Genomic DNA, 23,510 nt, shown 5'->3' with positions numbered 1-23,510 from the left:
TTTTTTTGATTACATCATATCTTCCATATCTTCAGAAGATGGTCTGGTATTTTTATTTTTCTGTCTATCGGCTTTTGTTTGATTAAATCGATAGGTAAATGCTAAATTAATAGTACGTTCTCTCCATTGCATTTCAGAATAAGTATACGCTTGTGGTAAATTTGTTTCCATCATGCGTTTTCTAGAATTAAACAAATCTTGAACGTTTAAGGCAATACTTGCTTTGTCTTTTAAAACATCTTTACTTAATGCCATATTTACAGAAACGTTTCCTAATACTTTACCTTGTGCCGTGGTTTGCGGACCTTGATACATTACATTGGTTTGCCAATCTATTTTTGCAGGAAGGGTAACACGTGAATTTAAACGACCCGACCAAGTGAAGGTATCGTTATCAAAGTTTTGAGTAACAGTTTTTCCTTCAAAATCAACATAAGAATAATCGCCTCTTGTTGATTGTTGAAAAAGATTCATATTGGCATTTAAACGCCACCATTTAAACGGATTGTAGTTTAAGTTTAATTCTAAACCATAACGATATTCGGTTGCTAAGTTAATAGGACCGCTGATGGTAATTGGAATTCCTTCTTCGTTTACTCCATCAACTCTGCGAACAAATTGAACAGCATCGGTTGTTTTATTAAAATAAGCCGAAGCATTTAATGTAAACTGATTCCATCGTTTCATATATCCTAAATCAAAAGCATCTGTAAATGATGGATTTAAATCAGGATTACCCATAAAAAAGTTAATAGAACTTGAGTAGTTTGAAACTGGGTTTAACATGCGCCCGCGTGGTCTGCGTACTCTACGACTATAACTTGTTGAAACATTTTCGCTATCGCTAAACTCGTAATTTAAGAAAGCACTTGGGAAAAAGTTATTGTACGTTTTACGGTTAAAATCCATTGTTGTTAATTGGTTTACATCAATAGCCGAATATTCCCAGCGTAAACCTAACATATAGCTAAACTTATTTATTTTGTCACCAAACTGCGAATACAAAGCATGTACAGTTTCTTTGTAATCTAAATTGTTTTTAAACAAATCATTTGCAATATAATCACCGTTATCGTTTAATGAATTAATATTAAACTGGGTATTCAACTTATTAAAGTTACCCAAATAACCTGCTTCAAACTGGCTATTTTCATTAAAAGGTAATACATAATCTACACGTGCAATGTGTCTTAATTCATTTTCGGTTGCTTTTGTAATATCACTAGCATCAATAACATTGTTTAAACCATATGTGGTAATGTTAGAATCTTCAATATCCTTGTTTTTATTAACACTGCCCGAAACAAATAACTGATGTCCTTTATCATTGAATTTATACGTAAAATCGGTTGTATATTCAACGGTTTCTTTTAAATCATCTTCTTCGGTTTGACGAATGTTTCGGTACAATAAATTACGGTTTGCATCGTAATTATCGTAGTTTAAAGTACGTGGATTATCGCCTGTACTTTTGCGATACGTAAAACCTTGATTCCAAGTTAATTTATCGGTTAAATTCCATTCAAAACCAAAATTACCATTAACGCCTTCACGTAATCGTTCACTTTTAGAATATTCGTTTACATATTTAGAAGTATTTCCGTTTTCATCAAAATATTGCGATTCGTTTAAAGAGTTACCAAAAGTTTTGTTTTTAGAATAGCCTAAATTGGTGTAGAAATTATAGTTTTTTTCTCTAAAGTTTAAAGTTCCGTTTAAGCCATAACTTGTAGGATCGCCTACATTGGCAGTTACACTACCATTTACTCCGTTGTTACTTCCTTTTTTTAGAATGATGTTGATGATACCAGCGCCACCTTCCGCTTCATAACGAGCAGATGGATTGGTAATTACTTCTACGCGATCTAAGGCATCAGCAGAAATCATTTTTAAAGCATCGCCAATATTTGAAGCCATGCCCGAAGGTTTTCCATCAATTAAAACCTTAACCGATTCGTTTCCTCTTAAGCTTACATTTCCTTCAGAATCTACTTCAACAGAAGGTATATTATCTAGAACATCGCTTGCACTACCACCTTTTACAATGGTGTTATCGGCAACATTATAAATACGTTTGTCTAGTTTTAATTCAACCGCAGCTCTTTTAGCTTCAATAACAATGCCTTCTAAAACTTCAGAATCGCCAGCAATTTTAATAACCCCTAAACTGGTAGACGATTGAATTTCTTTAGCATCAATAACATACGTTTTATAGCCTAAGTATTCAATACGAATTTGATACGTATCTGGGGTTACAGGTATGTTGAAATTACCCGATGCATCGGTCATATCACCTGTTATGTTTTCTGGATTTGATGTACTTTCAATAGTAACACTTGCATACTCTAAAGGTGCATTGGTAGATGCTTCTATTACAGTACCTTTTACATACACTTGGTTATTGTCTTGTGCAAAACCAACCGTAGAAGCTAAAGCAAAAGCAGAACAATAAACGTAATTTATTGCTTTCATATATTTATTTTTAGTTCTTTAAATTTGTGGCAAAAATACTATGCGTTTAAGGATTAATTCTAAATTTATTGTTAAATGGTCTTAAAATGAGGTGAATTATAGTATTTCTGCGATTTTCTCTGCAGGTCTTGCAACAACTGCTTTTTTATTGTTTATAACAATAGGGCGTTCTATTAATTTTGGATGATCAACCATAGCCTGAATAATTGCTTCATCGGTTAGGTTTTTATCCTTAAAGTTTTCTTTCCAAATAGTTTCTTTTGTTCTAACTAATTCAATAGGTTTAATGTCCAAAAGGGAAATGATATTTTTTAATTCGTTGTAAGTTAAAGGATTTTCTAAGTAATTAATTACTTCAAAAGGTTGGTTTAGATTTTCAACAAAACACAAACCTGCTCTAGATTTACTGCAACGCGAATTGTGGTATATTTTTATCATTTTTTACAAAATTTAGTATCATCAAAATTACTTAACTTCGTATAAATAAGAAAGCATTTTATGTATTTAGAACAGTTTACAAAAGATTTAAAAAGTATTAAAAAATACTTTCCATTTGTTATTGGCTTTTTAGGCTTTATGGCATTTAATATAGGTGTTACCTACCTTATGAATATTGATAGCGCTGAAATGATTGAGAAGAACATTCAGTTACTTGGTAAAAACATTACCTTTTTAACGTTTATAATTCCTTTTTTGTTTTTCTTAGGCTTTCTTTTTTTATGGTGGATATTGGTTCATAAGTATTCTATTAAAGAATTAACCACTGCAAGGAAACGAGTTGATTGGAAACGTTTGTTTTTTTCCTTTGGTTTATGGATTTTCTTAAACACGATCATTTTTGCGGTAACTATTTGGTTAAATCCTGCCGATTATAAATTTCAATTTAATGTTTTGGCATTTGTACCACTACTTGTTATTGCCTTAATTTTTATACCAATACAAACCAGTTTTGAAGAGTATTTCTTTAGAGGGTATTTTATGCAATTTATGGCATATGTGTCTAAAAATAAAGGGGTTGCCTTGGTGGTTACATCAGTTGTTTTTGGATTAATGCATATGTCTAACCCAGAGGTTGATAGCATGGGATGGGCTATTATGATTTTTTATATTGGCTGTGGTTTTATGTTGGGTATTATTACTTTAATGGATGATGGTTTAGAGTTAGCCCTTGGTTTTCATGCAGCTAACAATCTTTTGGGTGCTTTAGTGGTAACAAGTAGCGGAGCCGTTTTTCAGACCGATGCTCTTTTTGTTTATTCTGGTGACGCAAGTATTAACGAACTTTTATTACAAGTTTTTATTATTTTCCCTATCTTGTTATTCATTTTTGCTAAAAAGTATCAATGGACAAATTGGAAAGAAAAATTATTTAAATCGATTTAGCTATGGAAAACAACATTTGTATACATCCCAGTTTTAGGCTTAACGGACATGCATTCACTAAAGAAAGTATTAGTGAAATGGCAATCTCGTTAATTAGAGAAGGCGAAGCTCATGAAAAAGATTTAGGAAACCTTATATTACAATGGTTCGATGAGAATGATTATATAGAACTTACTACATCTGGTACTACGGGAAAACCCAAGACCATTAAACTTTCTAAAGAAGCAATGGAACATTCTGCCTTAGCTACAGGAGAGTTTTTTAAGCTAAAACCGGGCGATTCTGCTTTATTATGTTTGCCAACGCGCTACATTGCTGGTAAAATGATGTTTGTACGTGCAGTTGTTTTAGGTTTGGCTTTAGATTATGTAAATCCAACAAAGGATCCTTTAAAAGGCAATAATAAAGTATATGATTTTGTTGCAATGGTTCCTTTGCAAGTTCATAATTCGATTACTCAAATTGAGCAATGTAAAATTTTAATTGTAGGTGGCGCAAAATTAAACAGTCTTACAAAAGAGATGCTTAAAGATATGTTGGTTGATGTATATGAAACATACGGAATGACCGAAACAATTACACATATAGCTGCTAAAAAAATAGACGATCCTTACTTTACCGTTTTGCCTCACGCCAATATATCTACCGATGATAGAGGTTGCTTAATGATTGAAGCACCACTTGTTGCGAACGGTTTGGTTGTTACCAATGATATTGTTGAAATGCAAAACGATATTCAATTTAAATGGATTGGCAGAATTGATAATGTAATCAATAGTGGCGGAGTTAAGTTAATACCCGAAAAAATTGAACAAAAACTGTCTGATTATATTCCGTATCGCTTTTATGTAATAGGTAAAAACGATGAAAGCTTAGGTCAGAAATTAGTTTTAGTTATAGAGCATGAACCTTATACATTGGTACCCGAAGCAATGGAAAGTTTAGAAAAGTTTGAAAAACCTAAGGAAATACTATTTGTAAATAAGTTTAAAGAAACCCCAACGGGTAAGATTTTAAGGAAAGAAACATTAGAAGTATAACTTTGGTATTATAAAAAAAGTGGATGTTAGCATCCACTTTTTTTATGAAGTAAGCTTTTTAGTTGCGGCTTATAGGTCTACTTTTTTATTTTAAAACTTCTTCTAAAAATAATAAAACATGTTGCCTTTTATTTTATTGAATGTTGAATATTTATAATTTCACACAGGATATTTATACTTGCAGCTACAATATTTATACTTGCAACTGCAATATTTATACTTGCAACTGTAATAATTCTAAATGCGTAAACAATAATTCTAATTGCACATGCAATAATTCTAATTACATATGTGATAATTCTACTAGCATAAGTAATAAATCTAATTGTAGATGTGATAAATCTAATCGCACATATAATAAACCTAATTACTTAAGTAATAATTTTTTTTACAATTGTGATATTTCGTTTTGGTTAAAAAGAATTACAATGTTATTAGTTATATTTTGAACCTATTTTTAATTAAGTACTAATTGTTTGTTTTTTAATATATTACTTATATCTTAAAAGTATTTTATTAGCAAAATCAATAGCCATTTCAGGAGTCATTGTTTTTTCTATTTTATCAACTTGTTGATTAATTTTATCTTCATCAAAATAATAGATATCTTCTTTTATAAATTCATATAAGGAGTTAAAAAAATTATTACCAGAATTTTCAATTCTGTTATAAAACTGCAAAATGTTTTCATGAGAAATTTGTGATTCATTTTTGAACTCATTAGGAAGTATTCTTGAATTACTTATTGAAGAATGTTTGATTGCATTGTTAACATTTCTTAATTCATCAATTTCTTTAAAACAATTAATTTTTTTAGGATCTATATTTTTTGATTTTAAGAAATCTAAAATTGTATCCCATTTATATAATTCAGATTTTTTTAATTCAGGATAATAGCTTTTTAATAGAGACTTCATCTGAAATACGATCAAAACTATTATTTTCATAATTTAGTATAAACACTGAAAACCCTAAATCTTCTGCTTTTCTATTATTCTTGTAAAGATTACTCATTGTTTTATCATTTTAAAAATTAATAAAAAAGAGGAATGCTATTCCTCTTCGTTATTGTAATCATCTTCAATATCAAAATCATCGTCGTCATCGTCATCTGATTCTTCTTGTTCGTATTCAAAAAATGAAAAAATAGAACCTCCGTATTTTCTACTGTTTGTGAAATGTTCTAAATGCTCCATTTTAGTGTATTGCGAATGTTCTATAATCAACAAACCATCGGGTTGTAATAAATCGTTTGCAAAAATTAATTTTTGAATGGTGTCAAACTGTTCTTGCGTAAAATCGTACGGTGGATCGGTAAAAATAATATCGTACTTCATTTTACTTCGCTCTAAGAATTTAAAAACATCACTTTTAATAGCGGTAATGTCCATATCAAACTCTTTAGCCGTTTTTTTTATGAAGTTTACGCAACCTAAATCGCCATCAACACAAGTAATAGGTTCGGCACCTCGCGATGCAAATTCGTAACTAATGTTGCCGGTGCCTGCAAATAAATCCAATACGTTTAATTCGCGAAACGAAAACTGATGGTTTAAAATATTAAATAAAGCTTCTTTGCTTAAATCGGTAGTTGGACGAACGGGTAAGTTTTTAGGCGGTGTTATGCGGCGACCTTTGAATTTTCCTGAAACAATTCTCATGCTTGTAATAAAATGTAATGTTGTTGTACTTGTTGTGTTGTTACCGATAGGGTTTGTGCTAATGTGTGTAATGAGGTTACGTGTACATTGCGAATAAATTGATAGGCTATTTGGTATAAAGGACTTTCTTCATCAACACAACCTATTAATTGTACTTTTTGTTCTTGGGTGTTTAGTTGTAATTGTTCAAAAACAAAGAGTAGGTAGTAAATAAAATCTTCTTTTGTTTGGTATTCGTAGCTGTTAAAAAACTGTAATTGTTTGTTTTGTACCAATACTATTTCAAAACGCGAAGCGGTGATGTGCACATAAAAATCGATGCCATTGCTACTTGCCGATTTATGTAAAAAATGCTGTACCAAGTTGGTGTTAATGTGCTGAAAATTAAAACCTCCAAACTTATCTAAAAAGTAATTGTTAAAGGCTACATAAGGCACATAAACGTTTTCCATTTTTGCTTGTTCTAAAGAATCGTGCGCAAAATAATCGGTAGGAAAAACCTTAACATTGTATTGCAAATAGCTTCCTAATGCGGTTTCATCAAACAAAGGGGTAGGTACAAAAGTGTTTAAATTATTATCGTGTAAAACCAACACATCTTCATACCCAGCTTGCAATGCTTCTTCTTTATCAAAAAAGAAATCTAATTGCTGCTCAATGGTTTTAAACGGATCTAAAGCAAAGGTTTTAAATCCTGTAATTTGATTGTTTACCTGATTTTTTATACAATAACTAAAATAATTTAAAGAAACTTGTATGTATAGTTTTTGAAACGAAGCGTTGCTCATATATCATAAATGTATGGAAATCAAAAGTACAATTATTTATTGATTTTTTAGGAATTACGCTATAGGTTTCTTTAAAAGGATAGAAGATGTTTATAAAAAAATCCTTACACAATGGGTAAGGATTTTTAACTAGGAATGTCTCATTTTTAATTTATTCAACATTTCATCAGTAATGTCTTCGCTATAAATACCGTAAGCGTTTACTAAAACACCTTTTAAATTGTATTTATCCGATGAAATTGCATATAAAATAGATTCTGCCGATGGGTCAGTATCGTCATCAAATCTATGGTATTCGTCTATTTCAAACTCGTTATGAAAAATTCTATAATTGCGATTTCTACATTCAATACAATTCTGCTTTAAATTAAAATCTTCGTCGTATCCACGGGCTTTTAAATCGTTTAAAGCTTCAACTAAATTATCGTATTCGTTCATAATTTTCTCTTATTTTGATTGTTGCACTAAGTTCTGCTTTTTTATTGATTTTAAAAAATGATCATCTTAAATAAATCGTTATTTATGAAAATCTTATGTAATTACAAACCACACTTTTTAAAAAGGCATTGTGTATCTTTGTTGAAACCCAAAGTTTATAATGACCATTACCCAGTTTTATCAGCAATTAGCAAACAGTTTTCCGTTTGATTTAACCTTAAAGCAAGATGCCTTTTTAAAAAAAATTGCACAATTTGTTTTAAGTGAAAATCAAGACGAACTATTTGTTTTAAAAGGCTATGCGGGTACGGGTAAAACCACTTTGTTATCTAATTTGGTGCATCAATTGCCATTGGTGCATAAAAAGTATGTAATGCTAGCGCCAACGGGTAGGGCGGCAAAAGTAATTTCTAATTACGCCAAACAACCTGCGTATACCATTCACAAAAAAATTTACTATCCTAAAAAAGATAAAAATTCGGGAATGGCTTTTACCATGCAAGCCAATAAGCATAAAAACACCGTTTTTATTGTAGATGAATCTTCGATGATTTCCGATTCGTTAACCGATGCAACCATGTACACACACGGATCATTGTTAGATGATTTAATGTATTATGTATATTCGGGGCAAAACTGTAAATTGATTATTGTAGGCGATACTGCACAGTTACCGCCTGTTGGAATGGATGAAAGCCCAGCTTTAAACGAACAAAAATTGGCAATGAATTACGATATGAAAGTCGATTTTATAGAACTTACTGAAGTAATGCGCCAAGAAGAAGATTCAGGTATTTTGTATAATGCCACCGAATTACGTGAACAATTACAACAAGAGTTTTACGATTTTTTTGAGTTTGATGTAAAACCTTTTAAAGATATTATTAGGTTACAAGACGGTTACGAAACCTTAGATGCTATTAGTGATGCTTTTTACAAAAAAGGATCCGAGGAAACCATTTTTATTGTACGCTCAAATAAAAGAGCCAATCAATACAACCAACAAATTAGAACTCGTATTTTAGATATCGACAGTGAAATTAGTGCAGGTGATTATATTATGGTGGTAAAAAATAATTATTTTTGGTTAAAAGATTCTAAGGTAACCGATTTTATTGCGAATGGCGATGTGTTGGAGATTTTACAAATTTACAGACATCACGAGCTGTATGGTTTTCGATTTGCTTCGGTGAAAGTTCGTATGATTGATTATCCCGATTTAGAGCCTTTTGATACCATTGTTTTGTTGGATACGTTACATTCTGAATCGGCAAGTTTAAGCTATGCAGAATCGAATAAGCTGTATCAGGAAGTTTTGTTAGATTATCAAGACGAAATTACAGCCTATAGACGGATGCAAAAAGTAAAAAACAACGAATATTTTAATGCCTTGCAAATAAAGTTTTCTTATGCAGTAACGTGTCATAAATCGCAAGGTGGGCAATGGGATACCGTTTTTATAGAACAACCTTATTTACCCGATGGTGTTTCTAAAGATTATATGCGTTGGTTGTATACCGCGATAACGCGTGCCAAAGAAAAAGTATATTTAATAGGATTTAACGACGATTTTTTCAATGAGTAAATTAAAAATAATAGCTGTAATACCAGCACGATATGCATCCACTCGATTTCCAGCTAAATTAATACAAGATTTAGGAGGTAAACCCGTTGTAGTGCAAACTTATTTAGCAACGGTTGCCACACAATTGTTTGATGAAGTTTTGGTAGCTACCGATCACGAAATTATTTATAATTTGTTACAACAGCATCAAGTAAACGTTGTTATGAGTAGTGATACGCATGAAAGCGGAAGCGACCGTATTGCAGAGGTTATTCAAAATGTAGAGTGCGATGTAATAGTGAATGTGCAAGGCGATGAACCTTTTGTAAGCAAAGAAAATTTACAAAGTTTAATTGAAGTTTTTGAAAAAGACAGTCAAAATGCAATTGATTTAGCTTCGTTAATGTTTGAAATTACAGATTTAGAGGTTATTCAAAACCCTAATAATGTAAAGGTGGTGATTGATGAAAATAATAAAGCCTTGTATTTTTCGCGTGCGGCTATTCCTTTTCCAAGAGATGGTAAAAGTTACGTGCCTTACTACCAGCATATAGGCGTTTATGCATATAGAAAACAAGCCTTGTTAGATTTTACTACCTGGCAAATGAAAGGCTTAGAAGCTACCGAAAAATTAGAGCAATTACGTTATTTAGAGCACGGTAGAACGTTGCAAATGGTAAAAACACAGCATATAGGCGTAGGTATTGATACTAAAGAAGATTTAGACAAAGCACGATTGCTTTGGAAATAAAAAATCGAGCTAATGCTCGATTTTTTATTTATGTAAAATCATTGAAATTTCAATATTTACGTTACGTGGTAATTTTTCAACCTGTACACATTCTCTTGCAGGTGCCGTTTCTGATGTAAAATAACTGCCGTAAATTTCGTTAATCAAACCAAAATGATCCATATTTCTAATAAAAATAGTTGCTTTTACAACATGCTCAAAAGTTAAACCAGCTTCTTCAATTATGTAAGCTAAATTTTGCATTACTTGTTTGGTTTCGTCTTGAATACCTGTTGTTACCAAAGTTTCGGTAGCTTGGTTAAAAGGTATTTGTCCTGATATAAAAAGCATATCGCCTACCATTACAGAATGGTTGTACGGACCAATAGGAGCAGGTGCTTTAGATGAATTGATTATTTTTTTCATTATATTAATTTTTATGAGATATCCTTATTTCCCTTTCTACTTTAAGACATTTGTCTTTCAACTTCATTATCTGTTTCTATAACGACGTTCACCAGAGTTTCGTTTTTCGTACTTAATATCTTGTAAGATTGTTGATTTAATTCCAATAAAGAACGTCCATTGTTTGTAATAACCGTTTGGTATCCAAGAAAAATCCATACGCCATGATTTTAAATCGCGCTCAAAACGTAATTGTGTATAAGTAACCCCTTTGTTTTTAAAATCGTATCCTGTAGAAAAACCTGTAATCCAGCCCGGAGCAAGTGTTACGTTTCCTGAAACCATTAAAGAGTTATTAGATATTTCTGAATTTCTACGAGCATTGTTGTAAGTTAAACTCCAAGCAAAAGTTAAATCCCAAGGAATATCGGTATTGTAAAACACCGTTTTCTTAGGCTTTTCTTTTTCCTCATCATCGTTAAACATCGATTTTTGTCTGTCAGCTAAATCAACTGATTGTCCAAATAAATCATCGGCTCTACCACCGTTTTGAACATTTTTATTATCGCTGCTTTTTACATCGGTACCACCAAATAATGGGTCGGTACTAGCTAATGAATAGTTTAATGTAACATTGGCGCTGGTTAAACGTAATAAACTACCACCGTTTGCAATGTTGAATTTATCAATACGATTTCCTGCGTTATCAATTGCCAAAGGATCTAAACTAGTACCTAAATTTAAGCGTAACTTATCTTTTAATAAATTGGTATTGGCACTCATACTAATAGGTGCTAACGCCAAATGCAATGAATCTGCTGTGAAATTGTATGAAGTCCCAAAATTTAACGAGTTTAACAACATTACTTTTTTAGGTTCGCCAGTGGTTGATTTATCATCGCGAACTTTCGCTTCAAAATTATTACCTAACGAAAAACTCATGATGTTAGACATACTTTGACCTGGAGCTCCGAACAAAGTACCTTCAAAACGCGAGTATTCTTCCATCGTAGTTCCTAAAGCATCTATAGCGTACGTATCATAATACTGCTTAAAACTTGGTGTATATGTGTACGAAACCGAAGGACGCATTACATGACGAATAGCTTGTATTTTAGCGTTTTTGTCAAAATTAAATGTACCATAAATGGTAGTTCCTATGTTGGCTGAGAAATTATACGTACGGTAACTATCAAAGCCATTATCGCGGGTAATTTCTTTTTGGTTTGTTAAGAAACTATAATTTCTTCTGAACGTATTTAAAACCCAAGTTTCGTTATAGTTTCCTGTTAACGAAACAGAAAAGTAGCGAAACAGTTTAAAATTGGTTGATAAAGGAATACTATGTTGTATACCAGCATTCATTTCATTGAACATTTCCTTTTTAAAGAACAAAGAATCGGTTGTTTGAAACTGATTTCTTCCACTTAAATTATATTGTAAGTTAATGTTTTGCAGGATGCCTTTTTTAGATCCGTTTTTAGGTGCAAAAGGATAAACACGATCAACACTTGCCTGAATATTAGGTAATGACATGTTGATTTGCTTTGTATTGGTGTTTTGCTGATGATTTGCCGAAATGGTATAGTTAACTTGTGGAACTGTTTGTAACGTTTTAGAATAACTTATAGACGATTGCATGGTGTTATTCATATTAGCACCAATGTTTTGCGTATTTAATGAGTTACGAAAATAATTACTACTACCTAAGTTAACCGATGCTGAAAAACGCGAATTTGGATTTGCTTTGGCATCTTGAGAATGACTCCACTGTATGTTGTAAATTTTTGTTTTACTGTAATCATTAAAACCACGCTCGCCTTCAATTAAATTTTCAAAACGAATATTAAAGTTACCATTGTACTTGTAGCGTTGGCGGTATTGCGATTGTGCATTTAAGGCAAAACTTCCGTTGGTGTAATAATCTCCTAATAAAGTTAAATCTATTTTATCACTTAGTGCTAAATAATAACCACCGTTTTGTAAATAATAGCCACGTAAATTTGTATCACCAAAACTAGGGAAAATAAAGCCCGACACTGCTTTCTGACTCATTGGAAAAAAAGCAAACGGCAAACCAATAGGGGTTGGTACATCTTCAATTACCAAATTGGTAACACCAGTAACTACTTTTTTACCAGGTACAAATTTTACTTTTCTTGTTCTAAAATAATATTCTGGGTGTTCAATATCTTCAGCAGTTGTAAAAATAACATCTTTCATAAAGTAAACAGAATCGTTTACTTTTTTTGTTTTTTCTGCTTTTATTCTAAAATCGTTATACGTAGTTCGGGTATTCCAAACAATCGCTTTTTTTGTTTTTGTATTAAATCGAATAGAATCTGGCTCAATAATTTGTGTACCTTGTTTAAATACAGGGCGCTGTATTAAATTTCCCAACGAATCTTTAATTCTACCTGCATAAACTTCTTCTTTGTCATAATCATATATAATGATACCCGCCGTAAGTTCATAGTCTTGATACTTAAACTCGGCCTCATTATATAAGGTAACTCGTTTGTTTTTTTGATCTAACTTTTCATAGTCCTTTGCTTTTCTAAACATAGGAGCTTCCAATTTCTGACCCTTTTTAGGCTTAATACTATCCTTTTTAATAGTATCTAAAACTTTAGTTTGTGGTGCAGCTGTTCTTAAAGTATCCCTTTTAGTATCAATGTTTAAACGCTTGTCTACATGAGGGAATTCTTGCGCCGAAACCTTTGATAAACCCGCAGGAATCAAAATCAAATTAAAAACGATATATATTACTTTTGTATGCAATTTTAAGATGCTATTTTGTAAAAAAGTGGGTTCGATTTTTAGACTTCAAACTTACTAATATTTTTTTTTAATTTTAGACTTTATAAATAAGAATCGAAAAATATAAAATATACCATGTTTGCAAATAAATTTAAAGTAGCTTTTGCCTCTCTTTTAATAGGTGTAATACCAAGTATTTATGCCCAAAATTTTAAAGTTGTTTTAGATCCGGGTCATGGTGGAAAAGATACGGGTGCTTTGTATGGAAAATTTGTAGAAAAGCAAATAGTTTTAGATGTAGCTTTAAAAGTAGGTGATATCTTAAAAAGAGACAAAGATTTTAAAGTAGTTTACACCCGTAAAACTGATGTATTTATTGAAGTTGCAGAACGTACTAAAATTGCCAATAGAGAAAAAGCAGATGTTTTTGTATCCATTCATATTAATGCCGCAAAAAACTTATCAGCTTACGGTGCCGAAACCTATGTAATGGGGGTAAGTAAAATGGCGTCAAACTTAGAAGTAGCAAAAAAAGAAAATGCCGCAATTACGCTAGAAGATAATTACCATGTAACGTATGCGGGATATGATCCTAATCGACCAGAGTCTTTAATTGGTTTAACATTAATTCAAGAACAGTTTGTTACTCAAAGTATAGATTTGGCTTCTAAAATTCAAACACGTTTTACCAACGATGTTCAAAGAGAAAATAGAGGGGTAAAGCAAGGTCCTTTCTGGGTTTTACACAGTGCTCTTATGCCTAGTATTTTAATTGAATTGGGTTTTATTTCTAATAAAGAAGAAGGTACTTTTTTACATTCTGAAGAGGGTAAAGAGCAAATGGCACAAGCTATTGCAAAAGCAATTATTGATTATAAAAAAGAAAATTTTGTTCGCTAAATAGCGTCTTTTTTACTTATTTGTTAAATTAATTTTGCTTTTTTTGAGAATGTATTTTTTAGTAACTACATTAAAAACGGTGTATATTACTTTTGTATGCAATTTTAATATGCTATTTTTGTAGCCTAATAGGTTTGTTTTTTAACAACTACAAACGTATTTTTTAATTTAAGCTTTTAAATAAGAAACCAAAATATAAAATTAGCTATGTTTATAAATAAAGTTAAAGCAACTTTTAGTGTTTTTTTAATATGCGTAGGGTCAAGTGTTTACGCTCAAAATTTTAAAGTAGTACTAGATCCTGGTCATGGTGGTAAAGATTTTGGTGCCGTACGTGGCGTATATGTTGAGAAGAAAATTGTTTTAGATGTTGCCGAAAAAGTAGGCGATTTATTAAAAAAAGATAAAGGTATTAGCGTTGTATATACAAGAAAAACCGATGAGTTTATTGAGTTAAGAGAACGTACAGCTATTGCCAATCGTGAAAAAGCCGATATTTTTGTTTCGATACATGCCAATGCTGTAAAAAACGCTCCAAGCGCATCAGGAACCGAAACTTTTGTAATGGGTCTTAGTAAAAACGAATCTAACTTAGAAATTGCTAAAAAAGAGAATGCCGTTATTACATTAGAGGATAACTACGAAAGTTCTTACTCTGGATACGATCCTTCTAAGCCGGAATCTTTAATTGGTTTAACCTTAATTCAAGAACAATTTGTAACCCAAAGTATTGAGTTGGCTTCTAAAGTTCAAACGCGTTTTACAAATGATGCCGATAGAAAAAATCGCGGTGTAAAACAAGCGCCTTTTGTAGTACTTTATACTGCTTTTATGCCAAGTATTTTAGTTGAATTAGGCTTTTTATCAAACAGTGATGAAGGAGAGTATTTAAATAGTGAAGAAGGTAAAAATGAGTTAGCACGCTCTATTGCAAACGCTATTATTGATTATAAAAAACAGTACCATTCTGCAAGCGATAATATTCCTGCTAATCGTACTACCACAAAACCTGTTGAACGCGATACACCTAAACAAGTTGATACAGTAAAAGCAAAACCTGTAGAACCTGCAAAAACATCTTCTGTTGATGCTTCAAAACCAGAAAAAGTAACCAAAGAAGGTATTACTTTTAAAGTACAAATTGCAGCTAGTGGAAAAGATATTGCTTTAACACCAAGTAATTTTAATGGGTTAAATAATATATCGGTTATTAAAGAAGGAAATACCTTTAAATATTTCTATAACGCTACAACCGATTACGATCACGCGCGTAAAGCGTTAGAAGTTGCTAAAAATAAAGGGTATACATCGGCATTTTTGGTAGCCTATAAAAATGGTAAAAAAATAAGCATACAAGAAGCAATAAAATAGTAATTTAAAGAAATAGACTTTGAAATCAATAATGTCAAGAGAAGTAAAAACAGCCGTGTTGGTGCTTTTATCTATAGGAATGTTAATTTGGGGATATACATTTTTAAATGGTAAAAATTTATTTAGCAGCTCGCGCACGTTTTATGTTGAATATGATAATGTAGAAGGTTTATCTACAGCATCATCAGTTACTATTAACGGAATGGTTGTAGGTAAGGTGCATCATATTTCTTTAAAAGGACAAGGTAAGTTGTTAGTTGAGTTAATGATGACTAATGATGTAGATGTTCCTAAATCGTCTAGAGCCGTTATTTATTCGCCTGGTTTTATAGGTGGAAAACAGATTGCTTTAGAAATAAATTACAAAGACCCAACTTTAGCAAAAAGTGGAGATTATTTAAACGGAGGTGTTGTAATGGGTATGATTGATGGTTTAGGTGACAAAGTAGATCCTATTGCCAAGAAATTAGATTCGGTATTATACAATGTAAACGTTTTAGTAGGAACTATTAATAAAACATTAGATCCTGTGGCGCAAAAAAACTTACAAAATGCTTTGGCTGAGTTAAACGCTACTATGAAAAATGCCAATGCTATTACAGGTAAGTTTGATAGAATTGTAACTACAAATGAATCTAAAATCAACAATATTGTAAGCGATTTTAATAATACTTCTAAAAATTTGTCTTCTTTTTCTAACGATTTAGATAAAATTCAATTACAAAAATTACAAGAAATTTTAAATAAATTTGATAGTGCTGCTTCTAATTTAGATCAAATGATGAAAGATGTAAACAGCGGAAAAGGAAATATTGGTAAGTTGCTTAAAGAGGAGCAAATGTATAACAACCTAGAAAGTGCTACCAAAGAATTAAATCAATTGCTAGAAGATGTTAAATTAAATCCACGCAGATACATAAATATTTCGGTTTTTGGTAAAAAAGCACAGCCTTATCAAGAAACGGTCAAGCCATAACATACAAAACCATACAAAACAAAATACAAACAAAACAATAATTAATTCATTACCTAAATGCAAATTTTAAGCAGTATTATATTTATAGCTTTAACTGTGGTAGGATTTGGTTTTTTTGCAATAAATGCTAAAAAAATCTATCGCAACATTATGTTAGGGCAAGCTGTAGACAGAACAGACCGATCTTCTGAACGATGGAAAAACATGCTTTTAGTAGCCTTTGGCCAAAAAAAGATGTTTGCTCGTCCTATTCCAGCATTGTTACACTTTGCTATTTATGCAGCTTTTATGATTACTCAAATTGAGCTAATCGAGATTTTTATTGATGGAATTTTTGGTACACACCGTATTTTTAAAGAACCACTAGGAGGCTTATATACTTTTATTATTAGCTTAATAGAAATAGTTTCTGTTGGAGCTTTAATAGCAACCATTTTCTTTTTATCACGAAGAAATTTATTAAAATTACCTCGTTTAAACATGAAAGAAATGATAGGTTGGCCAAAGAAAGATGCCAACTTAATTTTAATGATGGAACTTATTTTGGTTATCTGCATTTTTACAATGAATGGTACCGATGAAGTTTTATACAACATGGGTAAATCGCATTTTGAAGGTCAAGGCTCATTTAATTTTACTATTTCACAGTTTATTGGTCCTGCTGTTTTTGGATCTATGAGCGAGGGTACTTTGCATGTTTTAGAACGTATTGGTTGGTGGGGTCACTTTATGATGGTACTTTCTTTCCTAAATTATTTGTACTATTCTAAGCACTTGCACATTTTATTGGCTTTCCCAAATACATATTTTGCTAATTTAAATCCATTGGGTCAGTTTGATAATTTACAAGCAGTAACAAACGAAGTAAAATTAATGATGGATCCTAATGCTGATCCGTTTGCTGCACCTGCACCAGATGAGAATGCTGCACCAGCAAAATTTGGAGCTTCGGATGTTATGGATTTAAACCGCGTACAATTATTAAATGCTTATTCTTGTACAGAATGCGGGCGCTGTACTTCTTCTTGTCCTGCAAATATTACAGGCAAACAATTATCGCCTCGTAATATTATGATGAAAACGCGTGATCGTTTAGAAGAAGTTGGTAAAAATATCGACCTAAATAAAGGAACTTTCGTAGAAGATGGAAAATCATTATTAAACGATTATATTACACCAGAAGAATTATGGGCATGTACTTCTTGTAATGCGTGTGTTGAAGAATGTCCAATAGAAATCAGTCCATTGTCAATTATTATGGATATGAGAAGATATTTAGTTATGGAGCAAAGTGCTGCGCCAATGGAATTAAATACCATGATGACAAATATCGAAAACAACGGCGCTCCATGGCAATACAGTCAATTAGACCGTTTAAACTGGAAAGACGAAAATTAACAACACACTAAAAATTAAAAAATCATGTCAGAAAATATAGTAGTACCAACAATGGCCGAAATGATGGCTCGCGGAGAACAACCTGAAGTTTTATTTTGGGTTGGATGTTCTGGGAGTTTTGATGATAGAGCTAAAAAAATAACCAAAGCTTTTGTAAGAATATTAAACAAAGCAAATGTAAAATTTGCTGTTTTGGGTGCAGAAGAAAGTTGTACAGGAGATCCTGCAAAGCGTGCTGGAAACGAATTTTTGTTTCAAATGCAAGCCATGATGAATATTCAAGTATTTGATGGTTACGAAGTAAAGAAAATTGTAACAGCTTGCCCGCATTGTTTTAATACGTTGAAAAACGAATACCCTGGTTTAGGTGGTGCTTATGAAGTAGTACATCATACAGAATTTTTAAAATCGTTACTTGAGGAAGGTCGCTTAACAATTGAAGGCGGTCAGTTTAAAGGAAAACGCATTACCTTCCACGACCCTTGTTATTTAGGTCGTGCAAATAAAATTTATGAAGCACCTCGTGATTTAATCCAAAAATTAGATGCCGAGTTGGTAGAAATGAAACGTGCAAAAGCAAACGGTTTGTGCTGTGGTGCTGGTGGTGCGCAAATGTTTAAAGAACCTGAAAAAGGTAACAAAGATGTAAACATGGAACGTACCGATGACGCTTTAGAAGTAAAACCAGATATTATTGCGGCAGGTTGTCCGTTTTGTAACACCATGTTGACTGATGGTGTTAAATTTAATCACAAAGAAGGTGAAGTTCAAGTGTTGGATGTAGCTGAATTAATTTCAAATGCACAAGACTTATAATTATGTTTGTACCTTTTGAAGAGATGCCTAAAGCATCGCGTATTTGGATATATCAGTCAGACAGAAAATTGTCTGATGATGAAGTAGCAACAGCAAACGAATTGGTTTCAAATTTTGTTGAAAATTGGGCGGCACATAGTACTCCTTTAAAAGCTTCGTATCAAATAAAATACAATCGTTTTATTATTTTGGCGGTAGATCAAGAGTATCATGCTGCTTCGGGTTGTTCTATTGATGCTTCGGTTAAAATCATTCAAGATTTAGAACAAAAATTCAAAGTTGATTTGCTTGATAAAATGAATGTTACTTACAAAACAGGTGAATTCATTGCACATAAATCGTTGATTGATTTTAAGAAAATGGCAAAAGAAAAAGCAGTTAATGCAAATACCATTGTTTTTAACAATTTAGTAAATACTATTGAAGAATTTGAAGATTTTTGGGAAGTACCTGCTGGTGAAAGTTGGCATAGTCGCTTTTTTTAAAAGCTTCTACACAGTATATTTTTAAAACATCCTCAAAGTTTATTTTGAGGATGTTTTATTTTTACAAAATAGGTATATTAGTAGGACAAAGTTTTAAGCTCAAGAAATGAAAATTGAAATTGATGAGAAAGAGATAATTTCTCTATCTAGATTTGAACTTGGATGGAGATTCAATGAGATTAATATGAGTGAACAAGACTTGTCTCAATTATTTCCATTAAATGAAAATGAATCGAAAAAAATATATAAAATCATTCAATTTTATGAGAATGGTTTAAATATAAACGAAAAATATATAGAGACAAATTGGTTTCGAGCAAGTAGTGAAACTGAAGAAAAAATTCGGAGTTTTAGAAAGGTTCTTGAAAATAATTTAAGCCAGTATAATGAAGATTTAATTATCTCATGGCATCGAAAAACAAGTTTGAAAACTTCAAAAGATATTTTTATTAAATATTGGACAGCGTTTTTATATTCTGCTTCTGATGATGTAACAATAATTTCTGTAAATCTAAATTGGGTTTTAATTTATCATCATACCGAAGTGGCAAATCTTTGGATAAAAAAATAAAATCATGAAAACAATAATTACTTTTCTTGCCTTGTTGTGTTTTTCCGTTTGTTCTTTTGGACAATCAAAAGAAGTGCAACAACGTTTTAGGGCGCTTAAAGCAAACGAGTGGTTAGGTATTTGGGATAAAAACAACTCCGAACCAAAAATTAAAATAGATACTTTAAGCTATGATGATATTCCAAAATATTTAGATTTTAGAGGCACTGTTGTTGAGGCTTTAAAATGGAAAGATACATTGGGTGATAAAATGTTAATACAAACTGTAACAGGACAGTTTAATTGGAAAGATTACGAAAAAGCAACTAATGAATACACTATTCAAGACAAATCTGAATTATATGTGTATTTGTTTGAGCAAAAACAAGGTGAAACTAAATTTAGTCTTTCTTGGAAAATGTACGATTTTAATGAATGTTTTGGTGTTGATTGGTTTACTGGATTTATACCCAAGGCTACAACAATTACAGATTTAAACAATGATGGAATTTCTGAAATAACCATACCTTATGTTTTAATTTGTAGAGGCGGAATGGATCCCGGAACAATGAAAATAATACTATATACTAATGGCGAAAAATATGCATTAAGAGGTTCAACAATGTTAATGTGTGATACTAAAAATGCAAACGGAGGAGAACATACAGCAAGCGATAATTTAAAGTTAAATAAATTATTCTTAAACTTCATGATGAAGCGTTGGGATGTTCATAAATGTGAACAAAGCAGGTTCAACTAAAATTGAATTGTTTCAAAACTTGATTAGGTCACTTTTTTTAACGGAAAATTTCGAATTTATATTATTAATTTCATCTTCAAAAGTTTATTTTTGAGGATGTTTTATTTTACAACACTATGAAGAAAATCTGGTTATCACTTTTATATATACCTTTTACCGTTTTTGCACAACCAAAATCAAAATTTACATCACCTGAAAAATGGGTCGATAGCGTTTATAATCAAATGTCGTTCAATGAAAAAGTAGGACAGTTGTTTATGGTTGCAGCTTACTCTAATCGTGATGAAAAACATGTTAATGAGTTGTTAGAATTAGTAAAATCAAAAAATATTGGCGGCGTTATTTTCTTTCAAGGCGGTCCAGGTCGTCAGGCAACTATGACCAACAAATTACAAGCTGTTTCTAAAGTACCGTTGTTTGTAGGAATTGATGCCGAGTGGAGTTTGGGCATGCGTTTAGATTCTACCTATAGTTACCCTTGGAACATGAATTTAGGTGCAATTCAAGACAATAAGTTAATTGAACAAATGGGTGGGCAAATGGCAGAACAAGCCAAAAGAATGAATATACAGTTTATGTTTGCGCCTGTGGTTGATATTAACATCAATCCGTTAAATCCAATTATTGGCAATCGTTCATTTGGAGAAACCAAAGAAAATGTTGCCGATAAAGCGGTTGCTTTAATGCGTGGTTTGCAAGAAAATCAGGTTTTTGCAACAGCTAAACATTTTCCTGGGCATGGCGATACAGCAACTGATTCTCATTATTCTTTGCCGCATTTAGATTTTGATAAAAAACGTTTAGATAACATAGAATTGTATCCTTATAAAAAATTAATTAAGGATGGATTAGCTTCGGTAATGGTTGCACATTTAGATGTTCCTGCTTTAGAATCTACAAAAGGGGTACCTACATCGTTATCATACAATACCATTACAAAAGTTTTAAAAGACGAGCTTAATTTTAAAGGATTGATTTTTACTGATGCTTTAAATATGAAAGGTGTTGCTAATTTTAAATCGCCTGGTGAAGTTGATTTGGCTGCCTTTTTAGCAGGGAATGATGTATTGCTGTTTGCGGAAAACGTTCCGTTAGCAATAGAAAAATTCAATAAAGCGTATGAAAATAAAGAGTTTACTGATGAACGTTTGGCACATTCTGTAAAGAAAATTTTATTATATAAGTACAAAGCTGGTTTAAATAAGTACAAGCCTATTAATAAGAAAAATTTATACGAAGATTTAAATAAAGTTGCTTATAACGATTTAAGTTATAAGCTGTATGAAAATATGGTGACTGTTGTAAAAAACAATAAAAATATTTTACCATTCAATTCAACTACATCTCAAAATATTGCGTATGTAAAATTAGGCGATGATGTAAACGATACTTTTATTGAAGCGTTACAGGCAAATCAACCAATTACTGTTTTCAATCATTATCAAATTGAAGATCATTTAGACGATTTAAAAGGTTTTGATTTAGTAATTGTAGGATATCATAAAGCAGATGGTGTATGGAAAAAACACGATATGACAGCTAGTGAAGCTACTTTGTTAGATAAAATTGCCAATACCAATAAAACCATTTTTACATCTTTTGTAAAACCATATGCGTTAAACGCAGTTAAAGATTTTTCAAGATTTGAGGCTGTTGTTTTAGGATATCAAAACAACGTAATTGCGCACAGAAAAGTTACCGATGTAATTTTTGGTATGCAAGGTGCAAAAGGAAAATTGCCTGTATCTATAGGAAATCATTTTAAAGTAGGCACCGGAATTGAAACCAAAGCAAACAAAAATTTGTACTATGGTAGAGCTGCAGAAGCGGGTGTAAACGAAGAAAAATTAAATGAAATTGATGTTTTGGTTAATAAAGCAATCAAAAATCAATACACGCCAGGTGCTCAAGTTTTGGTTACCAAAAACGGAAAAATTATTTATAATAAATCCTTCGGTACCATGTCTTATGATGATCCTGAAAAAGTAACCAATCAAACCATTTACGATTTAGCTTCGTTATCAAAAATGTTAGGTACATTGCCAATGGTCATGAAAATGTACGATGATGGTAAATTGCGTTTTGATCAAAAATTAGGCGATTTGTTACCTGAATTTAAAAAAACAGACAAAGCAAATATCACTGTAAAAGAAATGTTGACTCATAATTCAGGTTTGGTTGCTTGGATTCCTTTTTACAAAGAAACCTTAGATGCTAATGGCAAGCCCAAAAAAGAATTGTATCAAGCAACTTCTTCAAAAGAGTTTAATATTCAAGTTTCAGAAAATTTGTATTTAAAATCCGATTATAAGAAAACAATGTTAGAAACAATTGCTGATTCTAAATTAGGTAAGAAAGAATACAAATACAGCGACTTGAATTTCATTTTATTGGCTGAAATTGTTGAACGTTCTTATAAAAAACCTTTGAATGAGTTGGTTAACACTTATTTTTATGAGAAAATAGGAGCAAACAATTTAACCTATTTACCTCAAACTAAATTTGATGTTTCGCAAATAGCTCCAACAGAAAAAGATAATTATTTTAGATATACAACCGTTCAAGGTTACGTACACGATATGGGCGCAGCTATGTTAGGTGGTGTTGCGGGGCACGCTGGCTTATTTGGTAATGCCTTAGATGTAGCTAAAATGATGCAATTGTTCTTAAATGAAGGATCTTTTAATGGTGAACGTTTATTGTCTGCTAAAACCATTAATGATTTTAATACATGTTATTATTGTAAAGAAGGAAATAGGAGAGGAGCTGGTTTTGATAAACCTCAGTTAGGTAAAAGTGGACCAACTTGTGGTTGTGTATCCATGAAAAGTTTTGGACATACAGGTTTTACAGGTACTATGGCTTGGGCCGATCCTGAAAAAGATTTAGTATACGTGTTTTTATCAAATAGAACATACCCTAATGCCGATGATAATAAATTGTCAAAAGCAAATACGCGCGAAGACATTCAACAAGTAATTTACGACGCGCTTACTAATTAATTTTTGATTTT

The 23,510-nt window shown here is 31.7% G+C and carries 21 protein-coding genes; 13 read left to right on the top strand and 8 right to left on the bottom strand.

Annotation, left to right across the window (positions count from 1 at the left end; genetic code table 11):
* Positions 1-9: 9 nt before the first annotated feature.
* Together H1R17_RS13965 and arsC are read right to left on the bottom strand one after the other, a co-directional pair.
* The gene (locus tag H1R17_RS13965; protein ID WP_163430650.1) at positions 10-2,472 is read right to left on the bottom strand and encodes an outer membrane beta-barrel family protein; all 2,463 of its coding nucleotides are present in this window, start codon (positions 2,470-2,472) and stop codon (positions 10-12) included.
* A gap of 96 nt (positions 2,473-2,568) precedes the next feature.
* A complete protein-coding gene (gene arsC / locus H1R17_RS13960; protein WP_163430652.1) occupies positions 2,569-2,910 on the bottom strand; it encodes an arsenate reductase (glutaredoxin) in 342 nt (113 codons plus the stop codon).
* 60 nt (positions 2,911-2,970) lie between these two features.
* Between arsC and H1R17_RS13955 the strand changes: the two genes are divergently transcribed.
* Both H1R17_RS13955 and H1R17_RS13950 read left to right on the top strand, forming a co-directional pair.
* On the top strand, positions 2,971-3,855 hold the full coding sequence (locus tag H1R17_RS13955) for a CPBP family intramembrane glutamic endopeptidase (RefSeq protein WP_163430654.1): 885 nt from the start codon (positions 2,971-2,973) through the stop codon (positions 3,853-3,855).
* A 2-nt stretch (positions 3,856-3,857) separates the two neighbouring features.
* Positions 3,858-4,895 (top strand): AMP-binding protein, encoded by a 1,038-nt coding sequence (locus tag H1R17_RS13950; protein WP_163430656.1) that lies wholly within the window; start codon positions 3,858-3,860, stop codon positions 4,893-4,895.
* Between the two features lie 491 nt (positions 4,896-5,386).
* On the opposite strand, the gene H1R17_RS13945 is transcribed toward H1R17_RS13950, so the two are convergent.
* The 4 genes from H1R17_RS13945 to H1R17_RS13930 form a co-directional block, all read right to left on the bottom strand.
* Positions 5,387-5,842, bottom strand: coding sequence for a hypothetical protein (locus H1R17_RS13945; RefSeq protein ID WP_163430657.1), 456 nt, complete (start codon positions 5,840-5,842; stop codon positions 5,387-5,389).
* Between the two features lie 105 nt (positions 5,843-5,947).
* On the bottom strand, positions 5,948-6,556 hold the full coding sequence (locus H1R17_RS13940; protein WP_163430658.1) for an RsmD family RNA methyltransferase: 609 nt from the start codon (positions 6,554-6,556) through the stop codon (positions 5,948-5,950).
* Positions 6,553-7,344 (bottom strand): DUF3822 family protein, encoded by a 792-nt coding sequence (locus H1R17_RS13935; RefSeq protein ID WP_163430659.1) that lies wholly within the window; start codon positions 7,342-7,344, stop codon positions 6,553-6,555. Before H1R17_RS13935 ends, H1R17_RS13940 begins: the two co-directional genes overlap by 4 nt.
* A 129-nt stretch (positions 7,345-7,473) precedes the next feature.
* The gene (locus tag H1R17_RS13930; protein WP_163430660.1) at positions 7,474-7,782 is read right to left on the bottom strand and encodes a phosphoribosylpyrophosphate synthetase; all 309 of its coding nucleotides are present in this window, start codon (positions 7,780-7,782) and stop codon (positions 7,474-7,476) included.
* Positions 7,783-7,942: 160 nt separating this feature from the next.
* Between H1R17_RS13930 and H1R17_RS13925 the strand changes: the two genes are divergently transcribed.
* Positions 7,943-9,367, top strand: coding sequence for an ATP-dependent RecD-like DNA helicase (locus H1R17_RS13925; protein WP_163430661.1), 1,425 nt, complete (start codon positions 7,943-7,945; stop codon positions 9,365-9,367).
* Positions 9,360-10,097: a 3-deoxy-manno-octulosonate cytidylyltransferase gene (gene kdsB / locus H1R17_RS13920; protein WP_163430662.1), complete on the top strand. Its 738-nt coding sequence runs from the start codon at positions 9,360-9,362 to the stop codon at positions 10,095-10,097. The genes H1R17_RS13925 and kdsB overlap by 8 nt, the downstream gene beginning before the upstream one ends.
* Positions 10,098-10,121: 24 nt before the next feature.
* On the opposite strand, the gene H1R17_RS13915 is transcribed toward kdsB, so the two are convergent.
* Positions 10,122-10,502: a Rid family detoxifying hydrolase gene (locus H1R17_RS13915; protein ID WP_163430664.1), complete on the bottom strand. Its 381-nt coding sequence runs from the start codon at positions 10,500-10,502 to the stop codon at positions 10,122-10,124.
* A gap of 66 nt (positions 10,503-10,568) precedes the next feature.
* Positions 10,569-13,262 carry a putative LPS assembly protein LptD gene (locus H1R17_RS13910; RefSeq protein WP_181729234.1) on the bottom strand — a complete coding sequence of 898 codons (2,694 nt, stop codon included), beginning with the start codon at positions 13,260-13,262 and terminating at the stop codon, positions 10,569-10,571.
* Positions 13,263-13,376: 114 nt separating this feature from the next.
* Here H1R17_RS13910 and H1R17_RS13905 point away from each other — a divergent pair, with 114 nt between their 5' ends.
* The 9 genes from H1R17_RS13905 to H1R17_RS13865 all read left to right on the top strand — a co-directional run bounded on the left by H1R17_RS13905 (position 13,377) and on the right by H1R17_RS13865 (position 23,499).
* Positions 13,377-14,141, top strand: a complete 765-nt coding sequence (locus H1R17_RS13905; protein ID WP_163430666.1) for an N-acetylmuramoyl-L-alanine amidase — start codon at positions 13,377-13,379, stop codon at positions 14,139-14,141.
* Between the two features lie 207 nt (positions 14,142-14,348).
* Positions 14,349-15,512, top strand: coding sequence for an N-acetylmuramoyl-L-alanine amidase (locus H1R17_RS13900; RefSeq protein WP_163430668.1), 1,164 nt, complete (start codon positions 14,349-14,351; stop codon positions 15,510-15,512).
* 19 nt (positions 15,513-15,531) lie between these two features.
* Entirely contained in the window at positions 15,532-16,488 is a 957-nt protein-coding gene (locus tag H1R17_RS13895) for an MlaD family protein (protein WP_163430670.1), read from the top strand.
* Between the two features lie 57 nt (positions 16,489-16,545).
* Positions 16,546-17,886 (top strand): (Fe-S)-binding protein, encoded by a 1,341-nt coding sequence (locus tag H1R17_RS13890; protein WP_163430672.1) that lies wholly within the window; start codon positions 16,546-16,548, stop codon positions 17,884-17,886.
* Between the two features lie 24 nt (positions 17,887-17,910).
* Positions 17,911-18,702: a (Fe-S)-binding protein gene (locus tag H1R17_RS13885; RefSeq protein ID WP_163430674.1), complete on the top strand. Its 792-nt coding sequence runs from the start codon at positions 17,911-17,913 to the stop codon at positions 18,700-18,702.
* A gap of 2 nt (positions 18,703-18,704) precedes the next feature.
* Positions 18,705-19,187, top strand: a complete 483-nt coding sequence (locus tag H1R17_RS13880) for an ABC transporter ATPase (protein ID WP_163430676.1) — start codon at positions 18,705-18,707, stop codon at positions 19,185-19,187.
* Positions 19,188-19,293: 106 nt separating this feature from the next.
* Complete coding sequence (locus tag H1R17_RS13875) at positions 19,294-19,758, top strand: DUF2947 family protein (protein ID WP_163430678.1); 465 nt, start codon at positions 19,294-19,296, stop codon at positions 19,756-19,758.
* Positions 19,759-19,762: 4 nt separating this feature from the next.
* The gene (locus H1R17_RS13870) at positions 19,763-20,497 is read left to right on the top strand and encodes a M949_RS01915 family surface polysaccharide biosynthesis protein (RefSeq protein ID WP_163430680.1); all 735 of its coding nucleotides are present in this window, start codon (positions 19,763-19,765) and stop codon (positions 20,495-20,497) included.
* Positions 20,498-20,613: 116 nt separating this feature from the next.
* Entirely contained in the window at positions 20,614-23,499 is a 2,886-nt protein-coding gene (locus tag H1R17_RS13865; RefSeq protein ID WP_163430682.1) for a glycoside hydrolase family 3 N-terminal domain-containing protein, read from the top strand.
* Positions 23,500-23,510 lie beyond the last annotated feature (11 nt).

Origin of the sequence: Flavobacterium sp. xlx-214 (assembly GCF_013874595.1) — a bacterium.
Taxonomy (GTDB): Bacteria; Bacteroidota; Bacteroidia; order Flavobacteriales; family Flavobacteriaceae; genus Flavobacterium.
Note: the sequence above shows the minus strand (reverse complement) of the source record. Positions and strands in the feature narration are given on the sequence as shown.